General features: G+C 46.3%; 15 protein-coding genes and 2 tRNA genes. 9 read left to right on the forward strand and 8 right to left on the reverse strand.

The annotated features are described in order from the left end of the window. The first annotated feature begins 11 nt into the window (after positions 1-11). The 4 genes from WMO65_RS23355 to WMO65_RS23370 are packed head-to-tail and all read left to right on the forward strand — an operon-like array spanning position 12 to position 2,110. Entirely contained in the window at positions 12-266 is a 255-nt protein-coding gene (locus tag WMO65_RS23355; protein WP_033143734.1) for a hypothetical protein, read from the forward strand. Between the two features lie 2 nt (positions 267-268). Next, a complete protein-coding gene (locus WMO65_RS23360; protein WP_256157888.1) occupies positions 269-556 on the forward strand; it encodes a phage holin family protein in 288 nt (95 codons plus the stop codon). 49 nt (positions 557-605) lie between these two features. Then, positions 606-1,058 (forward strand): DUF2829 domain-containing protein, encoded by a 453-nt coding sequence (locus tag WMO65_RS23365; protein ID WP_349064692.1) that lies wholly within the window; start codon positions 606-608, stop codon positions 1,056-1,058. Between the two features lie 35 nt (positions 1,059-1,093). Next, positions 1,094-2,110, forward strand: coding sequence for a CHAP domain-containing protein (locus WMO65_RS23370; protein ID WP_349064693.1), 1,017 nt, complete (start codon positions 1,094-1,096; stop codon positions 2,108-2,110). Positions 2,111-2,425: 315 nt separating this feature from the next. Here the strand turns inward: WMO65_RS23370 and WMO65_RS23375 are convergent, their stop codons facing one another. Beyond that, positions 2,426-2,653: a hypothetical protein gene (locus WMO65_RS23375; RefSeq protein WP_256157885.1), complete on the reverse strand. Its 228-nt coding sequence runs from the start codon at positions 2,651-2,653 to the stop codon at positions 2,426-2,428. 436 nt (positions 2,654-3,089) lie between these two features. Between WMO65_RS23375 and WMO65_RS23380 the strand changes: the two genes are divergently transcribed. Both WMO65_RS23380 and WMO65_RS23385 read left to right on the forward strand, forming a co-directional pair. Further along, positions 3,090-3,151: transfer RNA gene (locus WMO65_RS23380), tRNA-Ser, on the forward strand. Between the two features lie 41 nt (positions 3,152-3,192). After that, positions 3,193-3,273 (forward strand) — tRNA-Leu (locus tag WMO65_RS23385). Between the two features lie 69 nt (positions 3,274-3,342). Here WMO65_RS23385 and WMO65_RS23390 read toward each other — a convergent pair. Both WMO65_RS23390 and WMO65_RS23395 read right to left on the reverse strand, forming a co-directional pair. Further along, positions 3,343-3,498, reverse strand: coding sequence for a hypothetical protein (locus tag WMO65_RS23390; RefSeq protein WP_033143009.1), 156 nt, complete (start codon positions 3,496-3,498; stop codon positions 3,343-3,345). 111 nt (positions 3,499-3,609) lie between these two features. Continuing rightward, complete coding sequence (locus WMO65_RS23395) at positions 3,610-4,812, reverse strand: coenzyme F420-0:L-glutamate ligase (protein WP_148392424.1); 1,203 nt, start codon at positions 4,810-4,812, stop codon at positions 3,610-3,612. Positions 4,813-5,096: 284 nt separating this feature from the next. Between WMO65_RS23395 and WMO65_RS23400 the strand changes: the two genes are divergently transcribed. Then, positions 5,097-5,477, forward strand: coding sequence for a PadR family transcriptional regulator (locus WMO65_RS23400; protein WP_148392423.1), 381 nt, complete (start codon positions 5,097-5,099; stop codon positions 5,475-5,477). Next, a complete protein-coding gene (locus WMO65_RS23405; RefSeq protein WP_148392422.1) occupies positions 5,413-6,858 on the forward strand; it encodes a DUF2812 domain-containing protein in 1,446 nt (481 codons plus the stop codon). The genes WMO65_RS23400 and WMO65_RS23405 overlap by 65 nt, the downstream gene beginning before the upstream one ends. A 129-nt stretch (positions 6,859-6,987) precedes the next feature. On the opposite strand, the gene WMO65_RS23410 is transcribed toward WMO65_RS23405, so the two are convergent. The 5 genes from WMO65_RS23410 to WMO65_RS23430 all read right to left on the reverse strand — a co-directional run bounded on the left by WMO65_RS23410 (position 6,988) and on the right by WMO65_RS23430 (position 11,180). Beyond that, positions 6,988-7,746: a polysaccharide deacetylase family protein gene (locus WMO65_RS23410; RefSeq protein WP_033143013.1), complete on the reverse strand. Its 759-nt coding sequence runs from the start codon at positions 7,744-7,746 to the stop codon at positions 6,988-6,990. Positions 7,747-7,866: 120 nt separating this feature from the next. Then, positions 7,867-8,871, reverse strand: a complete 1,005-nt coding sequence (locus WMO65_RS23415) for a uroporphyrinogen decarboxylase family protein (protein ID WP_148392421.1) — start codon at positions 8,869-8,871, stop codon at positions 7,867-7,869. Positions 8,872-8,918: 47 nt separating this feature from the next. Then, positions 8,919-10,109 carry an MFS transporter gene (locus WMO65_RS23420; RefSeq protein ID WP_349064694.1) on the reverse strand — a complete coding sequence of 397 codons (1,191 nt, stop codon included), beginning with the start codon at positions 10,107-10,109 and terminating at the stop codon, positions 8,919-8,921. Between the two features lie 20 nt (positions 10,110-10,129). After that, positions 10,130-10,576, reverse strand: coding sequence for a hypothetical protein (locus WMO65_RS23425; protein ID WP_033143015.1), 447 nt, complete (start codon positions 10,574-10,576; stop codon positions 10,130-10,132). Next, positions 10,569-11,180, reverse strand: coding sequence for a GTP-binding protein (locus WMO65_RS23430; protein ID WP_148392420.1), 612 nt, complete (start codon positions 11,178-11,180; stop codon positions 10,569-10,571). The genes WMO65_RS23425 and WMO65_RS23430 overlap by 8 nt, the downstream gene beginning before the upstream one ends. A gap of 255 nt (positions 11,181-11,435) precedes the next feature. On the opposite strand from WMO65_RS23430, the gene WMO65_RS23435 reads away from it, so the two are divergent. Then, entirely contained in the window at positions 11,436-12,893 is a 1,458-nt protein-coding gene (locus WMO65_RS23435) for a PucR family transcriptional regulator (RefSeq protein ID WP_148392419.1), read from the forward strand. The last annotated feature ends 76 nt before the right edge of the window (positions 12,894-12,969 follow it).

Here is a 12,969-nt window from a genome sequence, read left to right on the forward strand (position 1 = left end):
GGGACCTGCATGTGACAGAATGGGAAGTATTTGGTGTTATTGCTGCTCTTGTGGCCTTTGCAATATCTATAGGGACACCAATAGTAAAGCTCAACACATCTATCACCCGGTTAATTGACAGACTCAATATGCTGGATGAGGGAATGGAAGAGCTGACAGAGAAAAATCACAAATCTCATGAGCGGATATGGGCACATAACGAGGAGCAGGATGAAAAATTGAATGACCATGAAACGAGAATACAGATATTAGAAAGGAAGGAATAATCATGGATTTAAGCTTTTTGACAAACTATATCAACCCGGTAATATTGGGTATCTGCCTGTTGGTGGGCTATGTGATTAAGACCGCGATACCGGTGATCAAAAACAGGTACATTCCGTTGGCAGCACTGGCAATGGGCACTATAATTGCAATCCTCATCAATATGAGCAGCGGCATTAATGCAGAGGTAATTCTGGGCGGCATGATATCAGGCCTGGCGAGCACTGGATTGTATGAGATGCTGCGGAACCTGATAAGCAAGGATGGAAAAAAGGAGACAGAGGGCGAGTAATCCCTCTCTTTTATTTTGCGCCGGTGCAACCGGCAGGAAGGATTTGACTATGAATTTTAAAGCTGCATTTAAGGCAATGAAAGAAGGAAAGAAAGTAAAACTGCCATCATGGGCAGGCTACTGGGCGTGGGAGGATGGAACAATTATGATGCACTGTAAGGACGGTGCAGTAATTGATTTAAGGGATACCAAGAGGCCGGAATATACATTCGGCAATATGGCGTCGGATGATTTTGTTATTGCAGATGAGGATAACTGCCCGGAGTTGGGCGGAGTGGCGACATTTGATTTTGGCGAAGCGATTAAATACCTGAAACGTGGCATGATAGTCACAAAACGGAGCTGGCATAAATCTGGAATGTACCTTGAATTGCAGGTGCTTGATGCTCACAGTAAGATGACAGCGCCTTATATCTATATAACCATTGATGACACTTATCGTATCCCCTGGCATCCGTCACAGGCAGATGTACTGGAGAATGATTGGATGTTTGCAGAGTGATTTACGCGGCATAGCGCCGAAGAAAGGAGTAACACATGACGAAAACAGAGGCAATAAATAAGATGATTCAGACCGCCAAGGCGGAGGTTGGTTATCTGGAAAAGCATAGCAATAGCAGTCTGGACAATAAGACCGCAAACGCCGGGGATAATAACTACACAAAATATTGGCGTGACATCAAACCCTCTTACCAGGGCCAGCCTTGGTGTGCAGCATTTGTGAGCTGGGTACTGATGCGGGCATTCGGGCAGGCCGCCGCGGAAAAGATGCTGAAGCATTGGCCCTATGTATATGTACCTACACTTGCCGCGAATTTTACCAACTACGCCAATCCGCAGGTTGGTGATATCGTGATGTTTAAGCATGGAGGTATATTTACCCATACAGGCATTGTAACTGGCGTCAATGGGGACTATTTTACGACTGTCGAAGGCAATACCAGCGGTGGCAGTACGATCATTGCCAACGGCGGCGGGGTATGCAGCAAGGGGTACTATAACAGTAATCTGCCAGGGACTAAGTTTGCAAGGCTTGATTGGAGTATCGTAGCTGGACAGGCTCCCTCTGGCGCATCCACTGTGGCAGATATTCCGATCAGCATGGGTGCGAATGGCCTTACAATCACAGGTAATAACCTCAACGTCAGGAGGGAGCCGGGTGGCCAAATTGTTGGCCAGCTGAATAAAGGTGACCGTATCGGATGCGACAAGCGCCGCTGGATAGGCGGTACATGCTGGTTCCACTACGCGGATGGCTGGGTATCTGGAGATTACCTGAACGGCTGGATTTACGAAGCAGGGAAGTGGTGGTACATTACCGCCGGTTACAAGTACCCGAAGAGTGCCTGGAAGCAGATCGGCGGTGCCTGGTACTATTTTGACGCAAACGGCTGGATGATGACGGGTTGGATCGAATGGAAAAAGAATTGGTACTACATGAAATCATCTGGAGCGATGGCGGCGGATGAGCTGGTAAGGACAGGCGGCAAGGTCTACTACGTGGACAAGTCTGGTAAGATGTGCTATACTGATAAAACAGGAGCACTACTGTAACTATCAACACACAGAGTGCCACTGTAAAACGCTGTAAGGCCCCGAGTCTCCCGCCGGGGCCTTTTTAGTGCCATAAATAAAGAAAAAGAGACTATACATAAAGTACAGCCTCTTTTCATAAAAGAAGGAAACGAAGGATTTTTGCTTACTTTTATGATAACGCGTGGAATCTCTGATGTCAAGTGCAAAACGGCCGACACCATTACAGTGCCGGCCGTTCTGCGACGAAAAAGAATATTCATACCTCTGGTTGCAAATAAATGATACAACATAATTGGGATTAGAGCAATAGATAATCGTGGGCAGTTTTCGACATTAATCCTCTTTTAGTAGCCCACGTTCGTGTGCTTCTTTTACTATACGTTCAAATAATTCATCTGTAGGCTCAAATTTGCCCAGATTCGGTTCATTGTCCATTTCTTTTGCATTTCCTGCAGCTTCATCCCTGACACGCTGGCATATCCATTCAAGAAATCCTGGGTCCTGTTCAAATTCTGGGTTAGCCTCAAAATCTGGGTCATATGTTTTCTTTCTGTTTGACATTTTCATCACCTCCGAATTAAGTTTAATATCGGAGGTGATAATAATGCTACTGGTAAATAATGGGAGTTATGCGGAGGCGTGCTGCCTGTACCGGTATCCCTTGGGGCGTTCCTCTGGATAAGTCCGATAATACAGGTATAAAGCATATTGCACAGATACGTTCCCGTGTGCTGGCAGATTTGGGTTCCGGTCCAATGCCGCCCTATATAATAGGTAGGCATCGTGATTCTCAAAAATAATATTCTCTTTCATTCATGCAACCTTCTTTCAAAAAAAACAGAACATTTGTTTGTTATATACTTAATTATACGAACATATATTCTGTTTGTCAACTGTATAAAATCACCATTGACAGATATCGCAAAATACTATAAAATACCTAATGTATCAATTTCGTATCACGAGATTCTTGCAAACCCAGCATTTATGCGGTTCCGTGGCAGTTAGGTAACATGACTTTTAATCAAGTTGTCCGGGGTTCGAATCCCCGATGCTTCACTGGAACAAGCAAGTGCTTGTTCCTATTTTTTTTCTGATATGCGGATATGGCGGAATTGGCAGACGCGCCAGATTTAGGTTCTGGTGTCTACGACGTGCAGGTTCAAGTCCTGTTATCCGCAGGAATAAAATAAAAAAGGATTCCCTTCTCATTTTTACTGAGAGGAGAATCCTTTTTGTGTTCAGGCCTTTTATCTGCCTTCTGACTCTGCCACAATATCTTCCAGAACTTTGATCAAATCAGGCAGTGATTCTAATTGGACATTTCGTTCCAGAATACAGTTTTTCAGATCAATGGACAGAGTTTCAAATTTGTCCCGGATTGCCGGGGATATATAGGATGCCATAAAATCACCTCAGCAATAGGATGTGTATGCTTAGAATAAAATATGCGGGATATTGGAAAAACACCAGGATTCTGTCTGATAGAAGACTATAATCCTGGTGTTTCATTCCCGCTATTCTTTTGTATAATTGTCAAAATACCCCTGGATATAGATAATAGGCGTACCTTTATCTCCCGAACCGGAGGTCAGATCAGCCAGGGAGCCCAGCAAATCTGTCAGGCGTCTTGGTGTAGTACCCTGGGTTACCATGGTGCCTTTCAGGTTTTCTGCCTTCTCGTCTTTTTCCTGGATGTAATTCTTGATGGCAGCCTTTAACTCGTCTCCTGATAAGTCGGCAAAATCATTGTCCGCCAGGTATTTCAGCTTCACCTCATTGGGTGTTCCGTTCAGGCCGTCTGTGTAGGCCGGAGAGACTACCGGGTCAGCCAGCTCCCAGATTTTGCCCACCGGATCTTTGAATGCGCCGTCGCCGTAGATCATGACTTCCACATGTTTTCCTGTTTTTTCCAGAATGGAGCTGTGTATGGAATCAACCATTTCCTGGCAGTGGATCGGGAAAAGCTTTACCGTGTCTTCAGTGGCTTTGTTGGAGCCGAGAAGTCCGTATGTATCATTGTATCCGCTTCCGTCAATGCTCTGTGTCATGATATCATCCAGAGCGTATACTTTTTCCGCTCCGTTGGCATTCAGGATGCGCTTGGTGCGCTCTCTGCTGTGAATATCGCAGGTGAGTATGCTTTTTGTGTAGTCCAGGATCGCTTTGGGATTGTTGGCGAAAATCATCTCCACTTCTGCACCGCACTCACGGATCACATTTTTATAATAGTCCACATAGTCAACACCGGTAAATACGTGTTTTTCGTATCCGAACAATTCTCTGTATTTTTCTTCTGACAGTACGTCTGTCCATGGATTAACGCCTTTTTCGTCCATAACATCCAGATCCACAAGATGATTGCCTACTTCATCAGAAGGATAACTCAGCATGAGGACGATCTTTCTGCAGCCTTTTGCGATTCCCTTCAGACAGATGGAAAAGCGGTTCCGGCTGAGAATCGGGAAGAGGACACCAACGGTGTCATCGCCGAATTTTTCATGTACATCTTTGGCAATCTGTTCCACACTGGCATAGTTGCCCTGGGCTCTGGCAACCACCGCCTCTGTGACAGCGATTACATCTTTATCGCGAATCTCAAAAGGTTCGCTCTTTGCGGCTTCCAGCACGCAGTCCACTACGATTTCGGACAGGTTGTCACCTTCACGGATGATTGGAGCGCGGACGCCGCGGGATATGGTACCTACCATTTTAGACATTATGATATTCCCCCATTTTTAAATTTGTGGACATTGCCACCATTACTATTCTACGGTTTGTTGCCGAAATAAGCAAGTAATTCCTGACATAAAGCGACAAAAAAATTGTATCTGGCCGGAATCGTTTTGAATTGACAATATCGTTATACGATATTATAATAAAAATAAGAAATATCGAGTATCGATATCAGGGGCTCAGGAATCCGGATGCAATGGAATCCAAACCAGGGAAAAGTCAGGAAAAACCATCAAAGAGAAAAACATTTAAAAAGGAGGAAACGGGTATGCCCAGAGAACAGTTTCAGAGTTTGACGGAGCCCATGTACTATATTCTGATGTCGCTTCAGGATGAGTGCTGCGGAGTGGATATTATGGAAAAAGTAAGAGGTTTATCGGGCGGGCGTGTGCAGGTTGGTCCCGGAACTCTGTATGCGCTTCTGGCAAAATTCCAGGAGGGGGATATGATCGAAGAGACAAGGCAGGAAGGACGGAAAAAGTGGTATAGGATCACGGAAAAGGGAAATGACTCCCTGAAAAAGGAGTACCGCCGCATTTTAGCCATGGCCAGGGACGGGGCCGCCGGATTGGAGGGGGATAGGGATGCTGTATTGGAGATGGAAAAGCTTTGGGATTTTGGATATTCCGGCAATGGAGTACTTTTTTGAAAAAATGGCAGCGCGGGGATGGATGCTGAGAGACGCCCGGGGGAGTTTCTGGGGATTTGAGCGGCAGACTCCAAAGGATGTGAAATTTTCAGTTGCCATCCTGAAGGATGTTTCCATGTGGGAAGGCAGTGAGAATGAGGAATCGAGAAATTTTCAGTTCTATTGTGAGAGTGCAGGGTGGCATTTTGTGTGTGCTGAGAAGTGCAGGCAGATTTTGTGGAGCGATGACAGGGATATCGTTCCCATAGAAACAGATGAGGAAATGAAAATGGAAGCGGTGAAGACCCAGTATCGGAAACAGGCCGCATTTACGATGTTTGTGGGTGTGCTTTGGACCTTGATTTATTTTTGGCCTGTACTGGCAGGAGGTGCGGAACTGGGTGGGTATTTAATGAAGTCACTTCTGGAAAGTAATGCGGGGATTTTGGTGCTGTTCTGTATACTGTACCTGCTTTTGGGCGGTTTGGCCGGTATCGTTTCCTATCTGGTTTGGTGTCAGATGGCAAAGAGAAATTTATCACGGAAAATGCCGGTACTGTACAGACCTTATTCTGTCTTTATGGTAAAAGACATTGCTGAGAAAGTTTTTTGCCTGCTGTTGGTTGTACTTTTCTATATCACTGTGGTGCGTGTGACTGTTCAGGAACGTGACTGGAGGACACTGACGAACCTGTTAGTATTTTTTATTGTCTTTTGGGGTGTGAGTCTTTTTTCACAGAGCAGAAGGAAAAAGGGTTTTCGCTGGAGGTACCTTGCAGCCGGTATGGCTGCCGTAATGATTATGATGTTTGGGATGTATAAAATAGATACAATTTTCGATATGGAGCCGTCCGGGGAGGATACATGGATGACCGGAAATGGTCCGTTCCTGAAATGTTCTGAACTTTTTGCGGGGAATAAGAATGCGGAAGGTGAGGAAACGGAAAAGAAAGAAGCAGAAGATAGAGAGGAAGGGAGGTCAGTTCATACGAGAAACGCCAGTATTTTGCTGGAAAGTGAAAGCTACAACACATTCCCGAGTGAGATCTGCAGGGAGGACTTTTCCTATACTTTATACAAATCCAGATATAAAGCAGTCTTGAATTATATACGGAAATTGTCAGAGAACCGACGAGGTTATGAGGAAGACGGTGATTATTGGGACGGTTCTATCTATATCCGGCGCTACAGTGATCAGAGAGGTATTCCTATGGAACAGGAAACAGCAGACGGAGCTGCGGCAGGCGATGTGCCGGCTGAGGTGATTTACCGGATATCTGTTTTACGAAACGGTCCCTATATACTGGTGATCCGATACAAGGACCAGGGCCCGGGGTTAAGCAAGGAAATCGTTGACAGCCGTGCAGCTGATAAAATGAAGAGATTGCCGGGGATTTTATAAAGTGTCTGCATGGAGAATCGGGGACCCGGAGGACGGTGGAGCAGAGATAAAAAAACGGCGTATAGGGAATAGAATGTATTTTGGCTGTCTGCCGGGAGAACATTTCTATGACTATACGCCGTCTTTCTTTCAGTCCGGTATCTGCCGACCTTCATGGTCCATATGGTAATTTTCTTTGTAGATAAGCTGTGAGACAGGGACAAATTCATAGCCTTTGTCCTGCAGTGTGGTGATGAGAGTATCCAGCGCGTCTTTGGTATATTTGGCACCGTTATGGCAGAGGATAATGCTGCCGTTGCCCAGGTGGGAATCTTCGGTGACCCTTTTGATGATATCATCAGCGCCGTAATCCTTCCAGTCGAGAGAATCCACATCCCACTGTATGGGGTAGTAATGATTGGCACGGGCATTTTTTACTACATCATTGTCATAGTCTCCGTAAGGAGGGCGGAACAGGAACATGTCATAGCCGGTCAGCTCTTTGACCTTGTTGTGTACGGACATGAGTTCCTGCGTCTTCTCCTCATCGCTGAGCTTTGTCATATATTTGTGGTTTTCGCTGTGGTTGCCCAGATCATGTCCTGCCTCGTAAATCTTTTTTACATCATCAGGATAACTGGAAACCCAACCGCCGGTCATGAAAAAGGTGGCCTTTACCTGGTGTTTGGCCAGGATATCCAGAAGAGCGGCTGTATCCTGATTGCCCCAGGCAGCATCAAAACTGATGGCTATCTGGGGCTTGTCAGTTTGTACACAGTATATGGGGAGCTCACGGCTTCCCACTGTGCTGCTGACAGAGATGACACCGGGCAGATATGTGACGGCACAGAGGACGAGGGCACCGCAGAAGAGCAGTGTTATGGCTGTGTTGAGAAGTTTCTTTAACATGGCAGACCTCCGCAATAGATGTTGTTTACATCATATGCCGTCCGGGATAGAAAAAGAACGCGGCAGACAGGGAAAGGGCTGTGCGCAGCCTAAACCGCGCACAGCCCTGAAAGCAGGGGATTATTTCCGGTAGAAGTTTCTTCCGTAGGAATCATATTCCTCGGTGATCCAGCGTGCTTTTGCTTTGATCGCCTCGTCATCCGGTGCGCCGTATGTGCTGGCCCAGAATACAAAGCCGCCTCCCGGCGCAAAGCTATCAATACATTTGCGGACTTCAGCTCTGACGACCTCCTCGGAGGTGTCCGGCCAGCCTGCAGGGCCTGAGGAATCCCAGCAGCCTTCCAGTACCAGGCTGTTTCCGTATTTTTTCTTGATACCTGCCAGGTCATTCATGGTCTGGGCGGGATTCCAGGCACATACGCCGAAGTCACGCCAGTCTTCTATGAAATCCTCACATCGGCCGCAGTCGTGCATATCAATGGGGATTCCGGCCTCCTGCGCGAATTTTGCTTCGCTTGCATGGAAGGGTTTTATCATCTCCCGGTACATCTCCACAGAGATAAACGGATTGGTTGCAGTTGCCGTATCGTCTGTGATCGCCCATACATCCGGTTTGTAATAGTCCCTGACTTTGCTGCATATCTGGAGATAGAACTGATTCATATACTCAAACAGCGCCATGACTTCATCCGGTTCCTCCAGCATGGCGCAGAGGCCTTCTGTAAATCCCATAAAATTCATGAGCTGCTGGAAGTATCCAACATGTATGGTGGCAGTCACGGATGTCTGTGTTCTGTCAACACGCTCCAGATCCTTTTTCGCCATGGTTTCCCAGTCAATATGAGAAATATCAGGAGCTTTGATGACATCACGCCAGTGGCAGATGTCGTCCAGTATGAAGCGGCCCGGTTTAGGCAGGGACATATAGCCGGTTTCCTTTGTGGCAACGTATTCCACACCCCAGATATCAAAGCCGCCCATAGGCGTCTTGCGGGCGTTCAGGAATCCGGGCCCAACCCAGGCGGTAGCCGGAGCATGTCCCGGGGACGGAATCAGAAGCCTTGGTATCCATTCTGGGGTTTCACCGCGCAGAGTCATCAGATAGTTATCTTTTTCAGTTAACATAATATTACCTCCTTCTTATAGATGAAGCACAGAGAGTATCCGTTTGTTCAGGCCCGGGAAGTCTTCTTGTTGCCGCCGGTGACTACGATATAGATGGTGGCGCCAAGTACCAGGCAAAGTGTGGAGACTGCGGTAATCCGCCATTCAGCCCTCAATACATTCAGGTTCAGCAGATTTTTCACACCGTTGATGAGATAAGGGGAGAGGAACTGTCCGAGCCCCACATAGCTTGTATACACAGCGATCGCCTGGGAACCGAATTTGGGTTTTGCCGCTGTCCCTGCAATGAGCAGGTTGTAAGTGGGGTTGTAAAAGCCAAATCCCAGGCCGAAGATTGCTCCGCACATAATAAACAGGGCGAAATTCTGGGCAAAACAAAGAATCGCCAGCGCCAGTCCCACAAGCCCCGTGGAAATGACAGCCATATACCGCTGCGTCCTTTTGTGCAGACTTCCGAAGATCAGACCGGCTATAAATGCAAATATAGTATTGGTAGATGCAACCATAGAAACCTGGCCGGCACCTCCAATGCTCTCTCCGGTTATGACAAGTGACAGTTCCACATTAAATGACATCATACATGCGTTAAAAAATATGGCAAACAGGAGAACATAGAAGGTCTTTCTGGTATACTTTTTTTCTCCGGCATTTGCCGCGGTGCGTTCCTTTTTGATCGGTTCATTGGAGGGGCAGAAAAAGAGTACCAGGAGTGCAACCGGGATTGCAAACAGATAGCCCCAGAAGGCATGCCGCCATCCAAAGGAGGTCAGCCAGCCGCCCACCATAGTGACGGCAGCACCGAACAATGCACCGAACCCCGCTCGAAACCCCAGAAGCCGGGCCTTTTCCTCGCCCTCATACAACTGCTGAATGATCGCGTTGGCCAGCGGGAAAACCGTTCCTGACCCCATGCCGTAGATAACCCTCATAACAAGGATAGCCGGCAGATTAAACACGAAATAAGTTCCGAAACCTGCAGCAAACATAATACAGGCACAGCCGATCACAATTTTCTTAATAGGAAAAATCTGTATCAGCTTACCGGACATCAGAGAGCAGACGATCATCATAAGGGACGGGATGGTGGAGAACAGCTTTACGGTAGTGACATCATACTGCGGAAATTCCTTGACCATGTAGGCCAGAGATGACGCGTTGATGGTTGCCAGATATAACAGGGTACTGACAGACAACACGGCCACAGTATTCATTAAAGTGTATTTTTTCTTTTCTGCCATAGTGATTTCCTCCCTTGTGGTCAGATGGAGAATAAGGGGCTGCTGTCAATTGCAGACTCTACGATCTGTGTCAGGATCTTTTTATCTATGCAGAGGGCAATGACTGCAGCATGTATTTTTATGGTTGGAGACAGAGCCTCCTTTTTCATTGCTTCCGTATCCGTGAGGGATATCATAATGACCTCACTGCGCTCCATGGATGCTTTGATATGGCCTATGATGCCGTTTTGTTCGGTGATATTCCGGGCAATGTTTTTAAAGAGCTGTTTCAGCAGGATCTCCGTCTGTTTTACATCCTCGCAGGAGCTCCATTCCAGAGAAATAACACTGGCCTCATCCTGTGTATAGGCGTTCAGAGTGATGATCGTGTTATTCCTGCGCAGAGATTGGGAGGCGTGTTCGTGATGCTCATGGGTGTGGCTGTGGTGGTCATGTCCGTGTGTAGCTTCGTGGGATATTTCATTCATAAGAATCACCCTCCAGTATAAAATCCCAAATACAGTGGGAAACAGGCTGGTTTGCAGAAGTCCGGAAAATCTTTGGAACCCTGCCCATATCCTGTATCTGCCGTTCGACTGCTTTCAGCGTATCCGGTGTGACCAGGTCCATCTTGTTGATCAGTACGGTATCCGCGTTTATAAGCTGGCCTGTGATCAGTTCATGAAGCGGTACAAGGAGACGTTCCCAGCGTGAAACGTCAGCCACAATACAGATTCTGGAGGAGAGGGCCATGCTGTCAGCCAGGTTTTTTTGGATCAGATGGGGATAGGCCAGGCCGGTGGTCTCCAGGATCAGCCAGTCCGGCTGAAGTTCTTTTTCAATCTTACTGACGGTCGACAGCAATTCGCCGGACAAGGTGCAGCAGGCACATCCGGAAAACAGGTTTTCAACCTGATATCCGTTTCCCCGCAGCAGCTTGTCATCAATGCCTTCCTCCCCGACTTCATTTTCCAATATCACAACCTGATATTTTTTATCATTTAAGGCGTGTCCGGTTATGTAATAGGCAAGCTGCAGCAGGAGCGAGGTCTTTCCGGAACCAAGGAATCCTCCCAGGATCAAAACTTTCATAATGATTCACCTCTTTCTATATTAGAAGCAGATGATTCGAGAGACTGTGCACACAGATTTCTGAATTAATTGAATTATAAAATGAATTGAAAGATAAAAATAGGAGATGAGCGCACAAAAAACAGAAAAAATAGAGGTCTCATTTGGTGTGATAAGCACAAATTAATTGTCTGTGTCGAATTATGTATTTTTTGACGTTTTATGGTATGATTTACTTTAGTACTACAGCGTGTTTTATTACAAGGGGGGAACTTTATGAAGTTAAGTATGCACATGATCGCGAACAGGATATATTTTCTTGATATGGAGATAAATTTAAGTGACAGCGACCCGCCGGTCTTGAAAAGTGCCAGACTTGTGTACGCCACAGACTGTGCATATATCTATGCAGAGGGCAGTGATACCATATGCGCTGCGGAATCCGGCAGCATCAGGCTCCGGGATGTGAATCTGGCGGAGGGTTTTGATATCATCCAGAGTGTGTTTGACTTTTATGATGACTGGCAGCAGAATATTCTGGAGCTGGTGCTTCAGAGGTCATATCAGGACCTGGTGGATGCCTGTTTCCGTGTCTTCCACAATCCTATGATCATGTTTGATGCAGACTGCAAGGTTCTGGGGATGAGTTCCCAGTATGGGGAGAATGACGTGGACAGGGAGTGGGCCTATCTGTCACGCCACGGTTATTCCTCCATTCAGGCTCTGGAATATATGAAATCTTACTATCCTGACCACGATTTTGAGTATGAGAAAATACTGCCGTTTCATTTTAAAGGAACTATTTTAAACTGTGAAGGAATCACCGGTGCCCTTATATACCAAAATGAATTTTTTCTGAGGATCAACGTGATAGAAAAAGAAAGACCGCTGAATTACGGGGATTATCAGATACTGGAGATGCTTCTGCACATTATGCATCAGCATTTGGAAAAGAAGGAGGGAGAAAAGGAGAAGAACGCTGAAAATTCTGTATTCTTCAGTCTTCTGAACCGGGATGCCGTGGATGATGAAAAGCTGGCCAGGAAACTTGATTATGCCGGCTGGAAGGTTTCAGACGAATACCAGATTGTCCTGGTGTGTCCAAAGAGAACGGAAATGTCGGCAAAGGCAGCAGAGGTCCTGCGGACTACGATTATGAATATATTTCCGGAGAGCAGGATCGTAGGCGGTGAGAATGCTTTTATTCTCATATGGAATCTCAGTAAATGCGGCAGCTTTAAGAGGGAACGCGTCCGGCTTCTGTTAGAGCAGACAGAGGCTGATGTGAGCATGAGTCTTTGGATGGAAGGGATTTATAACGTATGGCATTTATACAGACAGGCAAAATCTGCGCAGAATATGAAAACATGGTTTTCCGGGGAAACAGACCGTATTTTTGATTTTTATAAGGCGGCAGCAGACCATATCCTTCTGTCAGGCGATATGGAGGATATGGTGTATGCCTGCCATCCGGATGTGAGAAGACTGTGGTTAAGGGAACAGGAGGAGAAGGACGGCCTGTTTGCTACCTTTTCCTCTTATCTGAAACATGAGCGCTCCGTACTGAATACCTCACAGGATGTCTATATTCATAGAAATACCTTATTATACAGAATCAGGAAAATAAAAGAGTTTCTGGAATCCGATCTGGATGACGCCTATACCAGGAATTATATGCAGCTTTCTGTCATGGTATTGGAATTATATGAGATGCTGCGTAAAAATCAGCCTTAATTTTAAAGATACTGCTTGTAAAACAGCGTGCAAAAGGATATAATAGAAAAAACGCGTGCTATATAATAGAAAAACG

This window comes from Blautia caccae (genome assembly GCF_040095955.1).
GTDB lineage: Bacteria > Bacillota > Clostridia > Lachnospirales > Lachnospiraceae > Blautia > Blautia celeris.